Below are 17,403 nucleotides of genomic sequence, written 5' to 3'. Positions count from 1 at the left end.
GGAACAGGATACCCGTAGTTACCGAAGTCAGACCCGTGCGTCCTCCCTCAGCAACACCGGCCGTACTTTCAACATAAGAAGTTATCGTACTCGTACCCAGCACCGCGCCTGCGCTGACGCCGATTGCATCGACAAGCATGGCCTTTCCGATCTTCTTCTCGCCCTCTTCCTTGTTCTTCATCAGTCCCGCACGGGTAGCCGTACCGACCAAGGTTCCGAAGGTATCAAACAACTCCACAAAAGTGAAGATAAATACGATCTCAAACAATCCAATTTTGAAAGCCCCTGCCAGATCAAATTGTCCAACAGCCAGGTTATCAAAGGTTGGAATCCAGTGTGCGCCGGACAATCCCTCTGTATGAGTTACTCCCATAGGAATACCAATCAGCGTTGTGAGAACAATCCCGATAAGCAGCGCACCTTTTACACGAAGTACCATAAGTATTGCAATTACAATCAATCCGATCAAGGTTAGCTGAACATCATGACTATGAACAATGTCCCCAAGAGCGAAATTCATGCTGCTCCCTGGTACCGTCTGCGAAGCATCTTTGACGCCCGAAAGGTTGGCAACCATCAGATTGCTCATTTTAAAACCAAGTATGGAAACAAACAAGCCAATTCCGACGGTAATCGCGGATTTGAGGCTTGTCGGTACTGCCTTAATCAGCAGCTGCCTTACCTTGGTCACCGTCAGGATCAAAAAGATAATACCTGAGATAAATACCGCACCAAGCGCAGCCTGCCAAGTAATCGCCCCGTTAGAGCTTAATACAATCGTCATAAAATAAGCATTCAAACCCATACCTGGAGCAAGCGCGATTGGGATATTCACGAACAATCCCATCAGTATCGTGATCAACCCGGCACCAACCGTGGTAGCAAAGAACACGCCGTCAGCAGGTATTCCAGCACCAGTGGGCCCGAGAAAAATATTGTTCACGACAAGAATATACGCCATTGTCATGAATGTGGTAATTCCCGCAATCACTTCTGTTCTTACGTTCGTACCATGTTCCTTCAACTTAAAGAACCGATCCATTGTAGAAATTCTCCCCCTTAAGTATGAGTCATCAACGACAAAAAAACCGGGAAACTGTGTCCCCGGTTCTGAAGCTCATGGAAAGGACGCCGTGCACAAGCCATGGCTCTGCCGATCAAGAACAGGAAGCCCTTGTCCTTGTGCCTGTACAAACTAATAAGCGCCCAATCTTTCGTAGCCAGATCATTACGGTGACCTCGTAGAAACAACCGGGCCAATCCCCGGAATTATACGAAAAGCTGGTTATAGTATTGTCGAAAATTCTCGTTGTAACTCGCATAAACGCGGTTTACCTGATTTATTTTAGGCTTGAAGCCGAGTCTTGTCAATAGAAAATACGAATGATATTTATCACACCCGGCTTAATGTTCGTGTTTTACCATTAGGAGTAAACATTTATTACAATTCAATTAATTTTTGAATTACTCTCGCGACTCCACAACATAAAAAAGAGCAGTCTCCCTATCCAGGAATACTGCTCTTTGACTAAACTTTATTCCCACTCAATCGTAGCCGGCGGCTTCGATGTGATATCGTACACGATCCGGTTCACGTTATCCACTTCATTCACGATACGAACCGAAATTTTCTCAAGCACGTCCCAAGGAATACGTGCCCAGTCCGCAGTCATGCCGTCGATTGACGTTACGGCGCGGATACCTACAGTATAGGAATACGTACGTGCATCACCCATAACCCCAACGCTCTTCATGTTCGGCAGAGCTGTGAAATACTGCCAAATCTCGCGGTCAAGGCCCGCCTTGGCAATTTCTTCACGCAGGATATAGTCGGAATCACGAACAATTTGCAGCTTCTCTTCCGTAACCTCGCCCAGAACCCGGATAGCCAGACCCGGACCCGGGAACGGCTGTCTCCAGACAATCTCCGTAGGAAGGCCGCACTCTTCACCGACTTTACGAACCTCATCCTTGAACAACGCTTTGAGCGGCTCCACCAGCTCGAAATCCATATCTTCCGGCAATCCGCCAACGTTATGGTGGGACTTAATCGTATGAGCTGTTGCTGTACCGCTCTCTACGATATCAGTATAGAGCGTACCCTGAGCCAGGAATTTGAAATGGTCAAATTTCTTGGACTCCTCGTCAAACACATAGATAAATTCGTTTCCGATAATTTTACGTTTCTGTTCTGGATCATCCACACCAGCCAGCTTGGACAAGAAGCGTTCCCGCGCATCGATCTTGACAACCTTCATGTCAAACTTGCCAACGAAGGTTTCCATAACGCTCTCAGCCTCGCCTTTGCGGAGCAGACCATGGTCGATGAACATGCATGTAAGCTTGTCCCCGATCGCTTTATGAAGCAGGATCGCCACAACAGAGGAATCTACCCCTCCGCTCAGAGCACATAACACATTGTTGTCCCCGACCTGCTCGCGGATGTCTCTGATTGTATCTTCGATAAACGTCCCCATCGTCCAGTTGCCTTCACAGCCGCACACTTCATAGAGGAAGTTGCGGATCATCTCGTTCCCGTGTACTGAGTGGCGAACCTCCGGGTGGAACTGAACACCGTACAAGTGACGTTCCTTGTGACTGAAGCCAGCAATTGGAGCATGTTCGGTAACCGCATCGATCTGGAAGCCTTCAGGCAGCTCCACCACGTGGTCACCATGGCTCATCCATACCGTTTGCTCCGCATCCAGACCTTTAGTCAATGCGGAATGCTCAGCGAAGCGAACATCCGCTTTCCCGTACTCCCGTTTGGCGGCCCGTTCAACTTTACCGTTCAATTGGTGGGCCATCAACTGCATTCCATAACAAATCCCGAAGATCGGCACGTTCAGGTTGAAAATCTCAGGGTCCACTTGTGGCGCATTCTCTGCATACACACTTGTCGGCCCGCCGGAGAACACAATCCCTTTAGGCGCAAGTTCGCGAAGGCGCTCAGCAGTTGTGTTATACGGCAGCAGTTCACTGTACACACCAAGATCGCGAATCCTTCTGGCTATTAACTGGTTGTACTGTCCCCCGAAGTCCAGGACGACAATCATTTCATTTGGCTTATTCATTTCCGAGCCTCCCTCAATTCATGGGTCTTATTATACGAAACGACAAAACGGCTCGTCAAGGAAGATCGGGTTCCGATTTTGCCCATACTGCGGCCATCTTGCGGCACTGCCGTAGAAATGCCAGGGTCGCGGAGCGATCCAGATCCTTCCCTCCATATTTTAAGGCTTCCCATACGTTTACAAACTGGTCAAGCCGTGTCCTCTCTTCTAGGCAAAGCCCACTTAGATTCTGGACATATTCTCTTCCGGTAAGTCCTGGCGGCTTACGGCCATACCTTGCGTAAAGGCAGTTCCACGTATAGTCGGAAGTGCGCAGCAGTTCAACGCGGCCAGGAAATTGCCCTCTTCTCCAATAAGGCAGCAACGCTGCTGCCCAGTACGCTGTGAGATAAGGCCGGTATTTCCAGAGCATGAAGAACAGACTACAGACCAGACCGCCTACAATCAGCTCCAAAAGGTACTTGAGCATCCACAAGGCGATTCCAGAAAAGAAAGCGCTGGCTGACTTTAGTCCTTGGCCGGCAGCCTGCATCCATTGGGCAAAGAAGTGATGGGGCGAGCGTCCACCGCCTGCATTCTCTAGAGCAGCTGCCCCCTGAGGTGCTTCAAACCCAGGAGTCGGATCGAAGGGAACCCAGCCTACCTCGGGAAAATACACCTCGACCCACGAATGGGCATCGGCGTAAGACACCGCGTACGCGTGGGTGTTGCCGGATTCAGGTTGGCCTGAAGCGTACCCTTTTACCCATCTGGCGGGTATGCCCTGGGTTCTTAATATGACCGTCATCGCCGTTGAGAAATGGTCACAGTAACCTTTTTTCTGTACAAACAGAAAGTCCGCGGCAAAATCGCTTCCAACAGGAGGAGCGCTTGTCTGCAAGTCATATCTATAATTGTCCTTTAAGTATGTTTCCACCTTTTTAACTGAATCATAACGGTTTGTTGATCCTTTAGTCAGATTAGCCCCAAGCGTTCTCACCTCAGTAGGCAGGGAAGCAGGCAGCCCAAGGTATTTGCCTTCAACATCAGCGGGATCATCCCCACCGGATGCTCTAAGGAGCTCCGGGGCAGCGTACTGATCTCTAACCTTGAGCGAATATCTCGAAAGGGACTGACCAGGCTCATCATAGAGGACCAAACCGGAAGAAGGGAACGCCTGAAGATCATGAAGCGGGAGCTTGAAATTGCCGACTACTACTTCTTTTACCGCTGTGGGAATCCCGCCGCCAGCCAAAGGGACTTTACCGCTCTGGGGTTCCTTGAACACTATGGTCTGTTCGAACTCCCTTCCCCTTGGGCGGCTGCCATCACGGACCGGAACCTGCCCGTTAACGTTCAGCCTCTCCATCTGCGGGTCGGGCTCTTCCCATCCCCTACCGGTGTATTCGCTCTTGCTCTCTCCACGAAAGTAGGTCGGAAATGGGGAGATGGCGGTGAACAGTTCCTCATTTCTGAGCGTCAGGGGCCCGCCGAGTTCCCCGTCATCACTGCCGTATCCCGACAGGTTATAAATCACTCTAGCGTTCGCCGGCACGGCCGATTTGGTCCACGCCTCCAGACTGGCCATAACCTGCTGGAACGAGAAAGCCCTGGCCGACTGAACAGGGAGAGCATGAACCAGACTGGCAAGCCCGAGAATACTCCCCAGTACAATCGATATGACTACCGCAAAAACCCGGACAGACGGGAACGCCTGAAGTCTACTCTTGTTTCCGGTAACGGTATCGGTTTCACCAATAACTGCCGGATGTGGATTCACAGGAATCTCATCCTCTTCCTGAAGCCGCAAGACGAACAATAAAGCCTGCAGCAGCAGCCCAATCAGCACAGCTCTAACCAGCCCCGAATAAATGCTCAGGCCCAGACCAAGCTCCAGGCTGAGCAGGTAGAGCAAAGTAGCCATAAAGAACAGCATAATGCTCTGGCGGCTAACAGCAAGCAGCTGAACTGACACGACAAGAAGTGCCCAGCCCAGCAGCAGCACAAACATTCTAACTTCTGGACTAAGCCCGTTCAGTCTGCCCGTGTCCGCCACACCGGATATATCCTGGGCTATCATTTGAAGAAACACCTCAAGCCACCCTATGCCGCGGCTGCCGCCGTATAAATAAACCATGCTGGTCACACACAGCACTGGTGGCAGAAGGAATTGAACAAGTCCAGGCAGCTTAAAACACCCCAGTATTAGAAGGACCACGGTAAGGATATAAAAGAGATTCAAGGACCTGCCCGCTTCCGGCCCAAGCAGCTTGGCAATCGGCTCCAGCCACTCCCGGAACAGTCCAAAAATAAACAGGGACAATAGCGCGTGTTCCCCCGCCTCTTTGAAGCTAAGGATGGTTTGGCGAAAGGATTTCTTAAGCCTCGGCATATTCCCACCCGCCTCTGCCGTTCCCGCCAGCCACGATGTTCTTAAGCGTGGAGGAATTTAAACGCCTTACCTCTACTCCTGTATGACGAAGCTGCTCTATCAGTTCCCTGGACTGGTCGGCTGGATCAGCCGGAAGCTCTCCCTCTTGCTCGTCCCCCGTGATCACAATCTCCAGCTTGATCCCCCTTATAGCTGCAGATGCAGCCGCCGCGGCAAGCTCACGGGTTAATTGTCCAACGAGGCATGTAATCTCCGCATGGATGTTCTCCTGAACCGTTTCGATCAATAGATGATGCCCTGGTGTCCAGGAAACGAGCTTAGCTGCGGCAAGCCACTCCATACCCTTATCTTGGTCAGGCTCACAGGGGTAGGTCATCCGTCCGTCAGGACCTCCAAGGACAAGCCTGGCCCCTCTCCCGCCTTCTGCCTCCCGCCGCAGCAATGAAGCGGTGTAGGAGACGGCAGTCTCGAACTCTACAGCACCCGGTGAGTAGCAGGCCGGGTCTGTAACAAGCAGAAACACCTGCATCACAGGTCCGCTGTCTTCGGATTGGCGGGCCAGCAATGAGGACTTCCGGGCAGAGGATTTCCAGTGAATGCTTCTCCATGAATCCCCCTGCTGGTAGTCCCTGATTAGAGTCCCTCTCTCCCTGCCCTCCGGCCCATACAATGACGTGGTTCCGTCTCCTTGTTCCAGAACCCCTGGTTTCGCAGGGAGAACGGCGGTCTGGGGAATCACGGTTAATAAACCGTCAGCCTCCACGAAGAGAGAGCGCTTAAACCAACCGAACACATCCCCACAGGTGATCTGAACCCGTCCTCCTGAGTATACTCCCCTCTGAAGAGAGCTTACTGCTGCTGGCAGTATGACATGGCGGCGGAAGCCGGTGAACATCCGAAGCCCTTCCATCTTCCCGGCCTGGTCGATCAGCGGATCGGAAATCTCGATCCAAAGTGGAGGGACTCCCCCCACAAATCGAATATCGTAGCTTACATATCCTGTGTCGCCAGTTGAAGGCCGGGCAGGGAGCCAATGTCTGCGAACTTGGGTCATACGCGGCCTTCCAGCCTGTACTACGGCTCCCTGAAGCATGATCAGACCGGTTACAACAAGCAGAAACAACATGGAAGCCCCTCCATACGAGGCATAGGCTGTCATAAGCAACATAGCTGCAGCGCCAGTCCACAGCCACGGATAAAGCGAGATCCTCATGACGAAGCCCTCCTCACTGAGCCTCGGGATACCGGCACAGGAGTGTGCGCGAGAATCTCCCGAATCAATTCCTCACCGGTTGTCCCAGACAACTTGCTCTCTGGAGTTAACGTCACCCTATGTGAAAGAACGGCAGCCGCTACAGACTTCACATCATCAGGGATCACAAACATTCTTCCATGAAAATATGCATAAGCCTGAGCGGCTCCCATCCAGGCCAGCGTTCCTCTCGGGCTGATTCCAAGCGATATCCGCTTATGCCGGCGGGATGCCTCCGCAATGGTAACAAGATAACGCTTAATGGATTCCTCCACCATAACTCCCCTTACCTGACGCTGCATTCCCGCCATTTCCTCAGCGAGGAGGACAGGCTTCAGGGCTTCTACCAGTGAACCGCTCTGGTGCCGGCCGAGCATGTCCATCTCATATTCAGAACCCGGATATCCCAGCGTTATGCGCATAAGAAACCGGTCCATCTGTGCCTCTGGCAGACGGTATGTTCCTTCGAACTGGAGCGGATTCTGGGTAGCCAGCAGAAGAAAAGGCTTCGGGAGCGGATAGGTCACCCCGTCAACGGTTACCCGGCGCTCTTCCATAGCTTCGAGCAGTGCAGACTGGGTCCGGGGGGCCGCCCGGTTAATCTCATCGGCAAGCACGATATTCGATAGAATAGGACCCGCTCTGAACTCAAATTCCCCCTTATGTGGACGGTACACCGACACACCTGTAACATCTGAGGGCATTAAGTCAGAGGTGAATTGAATACGTCCAAGCGAACCTCCCATACTTGCAGCGATGGCCCGTACCAGGGTTGTTTTGCCCACACCAGGAATATCTTCAAGCAGAACATGTCCCCCTTGAAGCATTGCGATTAAGATAAGCTCGATCTCACGCCGTTTACCAAGTACAACCCGGTCGACCTGATTAACCAGGCGTTCCAGCAGGCTGGAAGCCTGTTCGTGAGACAAGCCGGTAGAATTCAACAAGTCCAATACCTCCTCTACTCCGGTAAAAAATCTAGTAACTAGTGTCACCATATTGTTCCCGAAATAGACGTCAAAGAGATGTTGGCAGCTTCATTTACAAGGCTTTGACCCTGTAATAATCACGGTCTTTGGTCACTGAAACGATAGGGTGCCCAAGCAGGCCGAGCAGGCTGCGGAGAGGAACCCATACGGTATCGCCCCTCGTTTCCAGGGCAAACGGGACCCCAGCTGATCCCTGCTTTCCAATCGTCATCTGCTCAGCAGTGTTTGAGTCCACCTTAATGGTCAATGTCTTTTTCCCCCAGGTAATTACCGCCGCCCGGTTAACACTGCTCCATTGGACTGAAGCCCCGAGACGTTCCATTGCTGCTCGAAGAGGCACCTTATACCTTCCTTCAGACAACTCGTATTCCCCGTACCCCATTTCAGTCTCTACGCCCCCTGTGCTCAGAACAAGCTGCCGCCCCTCCTGAAATAATGCTGCGTTCGGGACTACATGGTCCTCAACCCATTTCTTTGTTGGCTTTATTCTAGAACCCCATACTCCGTTAGCCTTAATAGAGAACTGAACAGGCTTAACCTTGGAGCTTAGAGATTGAAATTCGTATCCGTGCGACTTGTAATATTCAATGATGCGTGGCAGCGCCTTTATCGTCTGCTCATGTCCAGCCCCGTCATGCATCAGCACCACGATCTGATCCTTCAGCTCCGCCAATTTAACGTTGCGGATCATCTCAGACGAAGGCACCCCTTTGCGTGAGGAATCCCGGGTATCCACATCCCAGTCAAAAACCGCATATCCCCCCCTCTTAAGGAGACTGAAATAACTGCTGTCAAAATGACCATACGTTCCACCCGGCGCCCGGACCAATGGGGTCCTTGAACCCGTGATATTCCGCAGGATTTCCTCCGTTTGTTTTATTTGTCTCCAGAATTCGCTAAAATTGTGGTAGAGCTTTTTGTACACGTGATCATAAGTATGATTTCCAAGAGCATGTCCACCTTCTGATATGCGTCTGATTACTTCAGGATACCTCTCTGCCTGCTCACCAAGCACAAAAAAGGTGGCTTTGGCCTTATTCTTAGACAAGATCGCCAGCACTTGGTCCGTCAGTTTGGTTGGCCCATCATCAAAGGTCAAATACACAACCTTCTTCTTGACCCCGGAACTGGAGGATACAGGTGTCGTTGATAGGGCTGAACCAGAGGAGGACAGCGGCTTAAGATCGGCAAGACGACTTCCTGGCAAAATTGGTTGAAACTCTTCTTGTGCCGAAGCCGTAGAATTCCAAGAAAGGTTTAATGATGGATGAAACGCTCCGATAAGAAGGATCACTAGTAGAAATGGCACAAAAGTCCGCTTAATAACGTGCAGAAAGGTTCTGGACATTGTAGATAACCTCCATCAGTTCTATGAATGATAACTGCTTTTGATAGATTATATGGAGGCTTCCTCGGAAATAGACTTCTATCTAAATATGAAATAATAAAATAGAAACAGGACTTATCTATCCTCTTAATAGATAAGGTTAGGAGCTGGAGAAGAAAATGATGGACTTCCTGAAGTACCTCGAAACTTTATTTGAATCCCATGGATATTGGGTTCTCTTTATCGGGCTAGTTCTTGAATTTATCGCACTGCCTTTCCCGGGCGAGACCACGATGGCCTATGCCGGATACTTGTCCTATAAAGGTCTGCTGGCTTGGCCTTTGCTCATTGTAATTGCGTTCTTGGGAACCACGATTGGAATCACAATTACTTATTGGATTGGACGAAAAGCGGGATTTCCTTTTATTAAAAGGTATGGGAAGTGGTTCCTCCTGCCTCCGAAAAAGCTGGATACAGCACGGTACTGGTTCGAGAAGTATGGCTACACCTTGATCTTCATCGGCTACTTTATCCCGGGTGTCCGTCACATTACCGGTTATTTCTCTGGAATTATTTCACTGCCTTTCCGCAAGTTCGCCATATACGCTTATTCCGGAGCCCTATTCTGGACTGCCTTGTTCATCGGCATCGGCAGGATATTCGGTCCCCAGTGGAGCAAAATGTTCCACCTCGCAGCCACGTATTCCGCTGCAGCCGGGATCGCCCTTGTGATTATCATCCTGGCTGTCGCCCTATTCCGGTACCGCAGATCCATTAAAGAGTTCATGATCCGGCGTTTCAGCAAATCCAAGAACAAATCAGAGACCTCTGAGATTGAATAACATTCTGGTTACCAGGGTGAAGCACAAAATAAGGCCATTCCCACGGTCATATCATGACATGAGATGGCCTCTATTTTTTTATAGCTATATAAAATGAACTTATTAAGGTTACCCTTATGGGGCGCTGCGATGCCGAGTGTCCTTACAACCGCTGTTGTCTCCGAAATGCTTGAACTAAATATCCAAGTAGGGGCATTTCGGAGACAAAGGCGGACGCTCTGCTTCTTCAGAATCACTCGGCCTCTCCGCTGAGATCAGTTAATTTTTAAAGTTCGCTTTATATAGATTGAATCTTGGTAAGCCTTAGGCTTCTCACACGCACTGTACTTGAGGATGAAGAACTCTCTCCCCCTGCTAGCTGCCGCTAACCTCCTGAAGCACTTCATCCACATGGCCGCGCACTCTGACTTTGCGCCATTCCTTGACCAAAATGCCCTCTTCATTAATCAGAAAAGTCGAACGCACAATTCCCTCAAACTCACGGCCGTACATTTTCTTAAGCTGCCATACTCCGAACATCCGGCTGACTATATGTTCTGTATCCGCCAGAAGCGGGAAAGGAAGCTCATGCTTGCCCGCAAATTTCACATGGGATTTCAGCTCATCCCCGCTTACGCCGATAATAACAGCCCCCTTGGATGCAAAATAAGAGGCGCTGTCGCGAAAATCACAAGCCTGCTGTGTGCAAGCAGGAGTCATATCCTTGGGATAAAAATAGATAACCACCTTGCTTCCCCGAAACTGGCTTAAAGTTACGGTATCCCCTTCTCCACCCACAGATGGAAGCGTAAAGTCAGGAACTGGCTGTCCCAGCTGTACCTGTTGATCTATCATAAGAAGCCCCTTTCTTTTTTAACCTGTAACAATAAACAGGAAAATTGATTGTACATATAAAAGAAATTATAATGTATATACCAATTAGGCTAAAGAGCAACCATGGTTATTGAAGGGACGAACGTGATGACGAAAAAAACAAAGAGGACGATTATCTGGTCTGCCGCTGCCGTATTTATCATCATTCTTTCTATTGCAGCTTGGTATTTCATTGCCATCTATAACCAGGTTAACAACTTCCACAAGGTCGGAGAGAATTCTCCGTTCCATCAAATTGCTCCAACCGAAACGAAGGTGAACTCCCCTCCGAAATGGGAAGGCACCGAACGTGTAAATATACTCATGATGGGCGTGGATGCCCGCGGATTGAAGAAGGGGGAAATCCCCCGGTCCGATACGATGCTTGTAGCCTCCATAGATCCTGTGCAGAAGAAAGGCTACTTGTTCTCTATCATGCGTGACACTTATGTCGATATAGCCGGGCAGAAGAAGCAGGACCGGATCAACACCGCGATTACGCACGGCCCGGAGTCTGCAATGCAGACGGCCTCTGATCTGCTCGGAATTCCAATTCAATATTATGTCTACACCGACTTCCAAGGCTTTATCGCCCTGGTTGATGCGGTGGGTGGCGTTGACTTCAATGTAGAGAAGGATATGCACTATGTCAGTGCGGCTGACAAACACGAGTACGATATTGATCTCAAAAAAGGGATGCAGCACCTGGATGGCAAAACCGCCCTCCAATACGTCCGCTTCCGGCATGATGCCATGTCCGATTTCACACGGACAGAACGCCAGCGCAATTTCCTGAAGGCTGTGGCCGAGAAGATGAAAACCACTACCTCGATCATGAACCTGCCAGGCATTCTGGAGAAGATCAATCCGTATATCGATACCAACATGACCGTGAATGATATGTGGAAGCTTGCCTCCGTAGGCTATGACAGCCAAATGAACGGCAGCGAACAGATTCCTCCGATGAGTCTGCTTGTTGAGAAAAACACCTCAGCGGGAGCTGTACTAGGGGTAAGCAGTGAGAAAAAACTGAAGGAATATGTCCAAGATGTTCTGAACGGAACCAAAGAGGATAATAAAGGTACTAAAGATGCCAGAGAAGGCACCAAAGATACTGAAAACACTAAAGATACTAAAGACAGCAAATCTGGCTCGGCCTCCGGCGGCCAGACCTCGGACAACAAGTCTTCGGCAGCCAAGTAAAATATGTGAAACGGCAGGCTGCCTAATCAGAAAGGAAGATTAAGTCATATGAACCGCAACCAATCCGAACACTTATACCAGGAGGCGCTCAAACATATCGTTGGCGGCGTCAACAGTCCTTCCCGCTCTTTCAAAGCGGTGGGCGGCGGTGCCCCTGTGTTCATGAGCCGGGCCCAGGGAGCCTACTTCTGGGATGTTGACGGCAATAAGTATATCGATTATCTGGCCGCATACGGCCCTATCATTACCGGCCATGCCCATCCGCATATTACCGAGGCGATCACCCGGGCGGCAGCAAACGGCGTGCTCTATGGTACGCCGACCGAGCTGGAAATTCAGCTGGCGGTTAAGCTCAAGGAGGCCATTCCCTCCATGGATAAGGTCCGCTTTGTCAATTCCGGTACAGAGGCGGTCATGACCACAATCCGCGTCGCCCGTGCCTATACGAAACGCAACAAAATCATTAAGTTTGCCGGATGCTATCATGGCCACTCCGATCTGGTACTGGTCGCGGCCGGCTCAGGCCCTTCGACGCTGGGCATCCCGGACAGTGCGGGCATACCGACCAGCATCGCACATGAAGTGATCACGGTGCCGTTCAATAATCCGGATGCACTCAAGGATGCACTGGACAAATGGGGCGAGGATGTTGCTGCCGTGATGGTTGAGCCGATCGTCGGCAACTTCGGTATGGTTATGCCGGAGCCCGGCTTCCTGGAGAGCCTCTGCAAGCTCGCGCGGGAATACGGCGCCCTCGCCATCTATGACGAGGTCATCACCGCCTTCCGCTTCCATTACGGGTCCGCGCAGACTTACGCGGGCCTCGCGAACCATGATGCCATCAAGCCGGACTTGACGGCGCTGGGCAAGATCATCGGCGGAGGCCTGCCGATCGGCGCATACGGCGGCAGCAAGGAGATCATGGAGCAGGTGGCTCCCCTCGGCCCGGCCTACCAGGCCGGTACGATGGCGGGCAACCCCGCCTCGATCTCGGCAGGCATCGCCTGCCTGGAAGTGCTGCAAGGCGCGGGCGTCTACGACGAGATGGAGCGCCTTGCCGTACGGTTGACGGAAGGCCTTGGCGCTTCCGCCGCCCGCCACGAGGTGCCGCTTACGATCAACCGGATCCGCGGCGCCTTCTCGACCCACTTCTGCGACCACCCGGTCACGAATTACGATGAAGCGCAGGACACCGATGGCGAGCAGTTCGCCGCCTTCTTCCGGCACATGCTGGAGCAGGGTGTCAACCTTGCCCCATCCAAATATGAAGCGTGGTTCCTGACCACGGCTCATACGGATGCGGATATTGATTTTACGCTGGAAGCAGCGGACAATGCGTTCCGCAAGATGAAAGCATAAGCAGTCTGAACATGGCAACAGCCCGTCCGGCAATAGCTGGACGGGCTGTTGTTCGTGTCGGTGCAAGTGGATGGATGCTCTATGTTTTGGGTTTTGGGTTTTGGGTTTTGGGTTTTGGGTTTTGGGTTTTGGGTTTTGGGTTTTGGGTTTTGGGTTTTGGGTTTTGGGTTTTGGGTTTTGGGTTTTGGGTTTTGAGCTCTGGGGTCTGGGGTCTGGGGTCTGTACATTATAGGATCTGTACATTAGGTTTTGTGCTTTGGGGTTCATGATTTGGACTTGGGCTTGGAACATTGAGCTCGGAGCATTGCATAGATTTTCTATCACGTCAAGGTGATCTGGGGCTACAGGCTGTTCCCTGCTTATGTAATCTACTATTAATTTTCTATCACTGGCTACAGTTTGTATTTCTCTCAATACATGATTGTTATCTTGTCTACTATTTGATTTGTTGTTTACTCCATACTGTCATTTTAGTCAAGCTAGCTGTCCATGTGTTAAACATTTAATGGTTACGCAGCCTTACTGCACCGCATGAAGCCCCAGCGCGCGCTGTGGCATTGCATGACGGCGGTCAACCACTTCTTTGTTGGCCTATCACTCAGTCTGGTCTGCTTTCTTGATCTGGTCTGCCCCTTTATTGGTCCGTTACCCTACTTCCTCTGCAAGGCCCCCTTCCCGCTCTTACATCAAATAGACTCCCGCCGGGGCAGGAGCCTATTTGATGTGATTCTTTTAAGAGAACGAAACAATTATTGAGCTTTCAGCTTGTCAAACACCTTTTCCTGCACATTCTTCGCAGCTGTGTCCAACTGTGCTTTGCTGTCCATATCCTTCTTGGAGAAGGTCTCTTGGATCACGTTGGACATCTCCGCATAATAATCCTGTGTGCCGAATTGAGCCTCTGGCTTGCCATCAAGCAGTGCTGTGATTTCCGGATTGTATTTATAGATATTATCGTACTTGTCATAGATGGCCTGTGTCTTCTTGCCGAAATCGGAGTCAGCTTTGAAGTAGTCCATCAACTGAGGCACATAATACTTGCCGTTGGTCTTACGTTCTTGAATGTTGGCTTCCAGTGCTTGAAGACCTTTTTCAGAGAAATAATCAAAGGTGATGTAACGGAACGCCATTTCCTGTTCGTCCTTGGTTGCATTCGGGTTAATTACATAATAATTCCCGCCTAGGATTCCTGTATGCTTGCCGCCCTTCTCGGCTGCTGGCATTGGATAAGTCAGCACATCCTCAGGCTTCATGCCTCCCTGATTCAGCGCAGGTTCAATCACATCAGCAGCTCCAGCCATAACCATGGCTGTGCGGCCCTGCTGGAACGTATTAACCGCGTCTGCCCAGCCAAGCGCCCAGTCCTTCGGAATGGCGTTTGCTTCATATTTCAGCTTTTTGTAGAAGTCCAAAGCCTTAATCCCCGCTTCCGAATTGAAAGTTGCGGTTACCTTGCCGCCTTCATTCTTCTCAATCTCTCCACCAGCTTCAAACAGGAAGTTCGTCCAGTTCCAGCCAGCTTCGTTGCCCTTGCCCATTGGGGCAATGCCCGCCACGCCCTTGGCTGGGTTAGCCGCATTTTTGGCTGTATTCAGCATATCGTCCCATGTCCAATCCACCGGTGGCACCGCTACAGACTTGGCATCGAGCAGCTTCTTGTTCAGTACGGTAGATACGACATAACCATTATAAGCAAGCCCGTAAACTTTACCGTTGATTACAAATTGATCTTGAAGCACAGGGTTCATCTGATCTTTGTACTTCCAATTATTATACAGGTCCGTAATATCGGCTACCCAGCCTTTTTCAACCAGGAAATTCGCTTCGGTTGCAAAGGTATTAAAGATCGTCGGGGCCTCATTGGACGCCATCTTGACACCGATCTCTTCAATCTTGTACTGCCAGTCATCCTTAATGATCTCCACATTCGGATATTCCGCTTGGAAACGCTTGATCTTATCATCCTCCTGAGCCCGCATGACCTTCAAATCGGGTGTAGGATAATGGATTTTGATCGTAATCTTCTTCTTCGTGATATCTTCGCTGCCGGACGTATTACCCGTATTAGAATTGTTGTTGGCTCCGGAGCCCTCCGCTTCTTTCTTCGGTGCCGTACCCCCGCTGCAGGCCGAGAGCATAGTGCCCAGGAGAAGCATACATAACAGAACTGCTGAGAACTTGCGCATTGAAACTCCCCTTTTCGCTATTTGTTAGTGTTCAAGGCTTACCGCCCTGCTCTCTCATCATATTGAACATCCGTTCTTCACACGAGGTGTATTCCTATGCCCTTTGTGTGTGCAATTACGCTTGCTTGGCGTGGATTACCCTTTGACCGCAGACATGGTCACCCCGCGCATAATGAACTTCTGGAACAGGAGAAATACAGCGATAGGCGGTACCATAACCAGGAACAGTACGGCAAACTTGATGTTGGTATCGAGCGAGCGGACATTGATTACGTATTTAAAAATCGCTGTAGCCAGCGTGTACTTATCCTCGGTCTGCATTACCAGTGATGGCCAGAACCAGTCATTCCATGCGGCGGAGAATATAAAGATCGCCAAGGTAGAGAAGATAGGAATGGACAGGGGCATTGCGATCCGGAAGAAGCTGGTCAGATCAGAAGCTCCGTCCATCTTCGCCGCCTCGAGAATCTCCATATGAATCCCGTCGAAGAAGTTCTTCATCAGCAGGAAATTGAACGCACTTGCTCCCGCAGGGAGCCAGAAAGCCCAGTACGTATTGAGCATGCCAAAATCTCTTAAATTCAAAAAGCTCGGGATCAGGTAGCTGGCTGCCGGTACGAACAAGGTCATCAAAAAGAAGAAATAGATGGCCCGCTTGTACGGCACATTCAGCCGGGAAATGCTGAAGGAGGCCAATCCAAGCACAACAACGGTCATGAACAGGTTGCCTGCGAACACAAAAATCGTATTTTTCAAAAAGCCCAGCAGGTTAATATATTCCCAGCCTTCCTTCAAATTTGACCAGTTCCAGGAGTCCGGGAAAAAGTGCGGCGGAAAGCTGTTGACCTCCTCATTGGACTTAAGCCCGTTAAACATTGTCATCAGAATCGGATACAGCATAGTTACGACCATACCCGCAATCACAATCAGCATCAGGCCGTATACCAGCTTGTTCATTGGCTTCTTCAGGTCATAGGAGGATAGAATTCCTCTATCATTGGCTGCCATCTTAGTATTCCTCCTTGTTCAGCTTGAACTGAATAATCCCCAGAATGCCAAGTACTATGAACATAAGCACCCCGAGCGCCGAAGCCGCACCGTAATCCTGACTGGTAAATGCATACTTCACAATATGAAGCGCATAGGTCAGGGTCGCTTTGTTCGGTCCACCGTCCAGCAGGGCCATCTGGGATTGGTAGGCCTGGGAGGTACCGATAACCTGAAGAATCAGCATCAAGATAATAAGTCCCTTCATGGACGGAAGGGTGATGTACCGGATACGGTTCCATACACCCGCCCCATCAATCTCAGCGGCCTCATACCAGTCTCGCGGTATACTGAGCACAGCCGCAAGATAAATCAGCATGGCAGAACCAAACTGCTGCCACGTCTCCATAACAACCAGGGAGATCATCGACCAGGCACTGTCAGAAATAAACGATATCGATTCGGTACCGAATTTCGAAAGAACCGCATTCAGCGGTCCTACCGGGTCATACATCCATCTCCATACCCCATAGAGCACGACACCCGGCATGACATAAGGCAGATAAGCGGATATCCGCACAAAGCCCTGGAATTTACGAAGCTCCGAAATAGCAATTGAAGCGGCAATAGGCACCCAGAACCCGATAATCAGACACAGGAACATGTAATACAGGGTGTTCTTCACGGCCTTCCATGTGTCCGGGTCGTTCAGCACCTGCTTGTAATTATCCAATCCTACAAAGCTGCTTCCTTTGACATAATCAATATGGAAGAAGCTGTTGACAATCCCCTTAAAAATAGGCATCCATAAGAACAAGGTGAAAACCACAATCGCGGGGACCAGAAAGGCGTACCCCCACAAATGTTTTCTCCACCTTCCTGATCGTGCCGTATAGTCCGGTTTTGTTAGCTTCTGGTATGTGGCGGTTACTTCCGGCTGCTCCATCTAACTCCCTCATTC

At 50.4% G+C, this 17,403-nt stretch carries 13 protein-coding genes and 1 riboswitch (1 of these 14 only partly in view); of the genes, 3 read left to right on the top strand and 10 right to left on the bottom strand.

The features are described 5' to 3' along the window. The 6 genes from BN6628_RS03595 to BN6628_RS03570 all read right to left on the bottom strand — a co-directional run. On the bottom strand, positions 1 to 1,042 hold the 5' portion of the coding sequence (locus tag BN6628_RS03595) for an NCS2 family permease (protein ID WP_068614373.1). The gene continues 329 nt to the left of window position 1, outside the view; only the first 1,042 of its 1,371 coding nucleotides appear in the window; it begins with the start codon at positions 1,040 to 1,042; its stop codon lies beyond the left edge, outside the window. 155 nt (positions 1,043 to 1,197) lie between these two features. Then, a riboswitch (purine riboswitch) is annotated at positions 1,198 to 1,297 on the bottom strand. A gap of 238 nt (positions 1,298 to 1,535) precedes the next feature. After that, entirely contained in the window at positions 1,536 to 3,074 is a 1,539-nt protein-coding gene (gene guaA / locus BN6628_RS03590) for a glutamine-hydrolyzing GMP synthase (protein ID WP_068614370.1), read from the bottom strand. Between the two features lie 55 nt (positions 3,075 to 3,129). Continuing rightward, positions 3,130 to 5,445 (bottom strand): transglutaminase-like domain-containing protein, encoded by a 2,316-nt coding sequence (locus tag BN6628_RS03585; protein ID WP_068614366.1) that lies wholly within the window; start codon positions 5,443 to 5,445, stop codon positions 3,130 to 3,132. After that, positions 5,432 to 6,658 carry a DUF58 domain-containing protein gene (locus tag BN6628_RS03580; RefSeq protein ID WP_068614361.1) on the bottom strand — a complete coding sequence of 409 codons (1,227 nt, stop codon included), beginning with the start codon at positions 6,656 to 6,658 and terminating at the stop codon, positions 5,432 to 5,434. The genes BN6628_RS03585 and BN6628_RS03580 overlap by 14 nt, the downstream gene beginning before the upstream one ends. After that, positions 6,655 to 7,644, bottom strand: coding sequence for an AAA family ATPase (locus BN6628_RS03575; protein WP_392397624.1), 990 nt, complete (start codon positions 7,642 to 7,644; stop codon positions 6,655 to 6,657). The genes BN6628_RS03580 and BN6628_RS03575 overlap by 4 nt, the downstream gene beginning before the upstream one ends. Before the next feature lie 94 nt (positions 7,645 to 7,738). Continuing rightward, positions 7,739 to 9,034, bottom strand: a complete 1,296-nt coding sequence (locus tag BN6628_RS03570) for a polysaccharide deacetylase (RefSeq protein WP_082926771.1) — start codon at positions 9,032 to 9,034, stop codon at positions 7,739 to 7,741. A 161-nt stretch (positions 9,035 to 9,195) separates the two neighbouring features. Between BN6628_RS03570 and BN6628_RS03565 the strand changes: the two genes are divergently transcribed. Continuing rightward, entirely contained in the window at positions 9,196 to 9,855 is a 660-nt protein-coding gene (locus BN6628_RS03565; protein WP_068614357.1) for a DedA family protein, read from the top strand. A gap of 354 nt (positions 9,856 to 10,209) precedes the next feature. On the opposite strand, the gene bcp is transcribed toward BN6628_RS03565, so the two are convergent. Then, positions 10,210 to 10,689, bottom strand: a complete 480-nt coding sequence (gene bcp / locus BN6628_RS03560) for a thioredoxin-dependent thiol peroxidase (protein WP_068614354.1) — start codon at positions 10,687 to 10,689, stop codon at positions 10,210 to 10,212. 126 nt (positions 10,690 to 10,815) lie between these two features. Here bcp and BN6628_RS03555 point away from each other — a divergent pair, with 126 nt between their 5' ends. Next, a complete protein-coding gene (locus BN6628_RS03555) occupies positions 10,816 to 11,910 on the top strand; it encodes an LCP family protein (protein ID WP_068621934.1) in 1,095 nt (364 codons plus the stop codon). A gap of 48 nt (positions 11,911 to 11,958) precedes the next feature. Continuing rightward, the gene (locus BN6628_RS03550) at positions 11,959 to 13,269 is read left to right on the top strand and encodes a glutamate-1-semialdehyde 2,1-aminomutase (protein WP_068614351.1); all 1,311 of its coding nucleotides are present in this window, start codon (positions 11,959 to 11,961) and stop codon (positions 13,267 to 13,269) included. Between the two features lie 749 nt (positions 13,270 to 14,018). On the opposite strand, the gene BN6628_RS03545 is transcribed toward BN6628_RS03550, so the two are convergent. The 3 genes from BN6628_RS03545 to BN6628_RS03535 all read right to left on the bottom strand — a co-directional run bounded on the left by BN6628_RS03545 (position 14,019) and on the right by BN6628_RS03535 (position 17,388). Then, positions 14,019 to 15,455 carry an extracellular solute-binding protein gene (locus BN6628_RS03545; protein WP_068614348.1) on the bottom strand — a complete coding sequence of 479 codons (1,437 nt, stop codon included), beginning with the start codon at positions 15,453 to 15,455 and terminating at the stop codon, positions 14,019 to 14,021. Between the two features lie 135 nt (positions 15,456 to 15,590). Then, on the bottom strand, positions 15,591 to 16,463 hold the full coding sequence (locus BN6628_RS03540; RefSeq protein ID WP_068614345.1) for a carbohydrate ABC transporter permease: 873 nt from the start codon (positions 16,461 to 16,463) through the stop codon (positions 15,591 to 15,593). 1 nt (position 16,464) lies between these two features. Beyond that, on the bottom strand, positions 16,465 to 17,388 hold the full coding sequence (locus BN6628_RS03535; protein WP_068614342.1) for a carbohydrate ABC transporter permease: 924 nt from the start codon (positions 17,386 to 17,388) through the stop codon (positions 16,465 to 16,467). Positions 17,389 to 17,403: the final 15 nt, after the last annotated feature.

This window comes from Paenibacillus tuaregi, assembly GCF_900086655.1.
GTDB lineage: Bacteria > Bacillota > Bacilli > Paenibacillales > Paenibacillaceae > Fontibacillus > Fontibacillus tuaregi.
The sequence above is the reverse complement of the archived record's forward strand: the minus strand, read 5'-3'. Positions and strand labels throughout refer to the sequence as shown.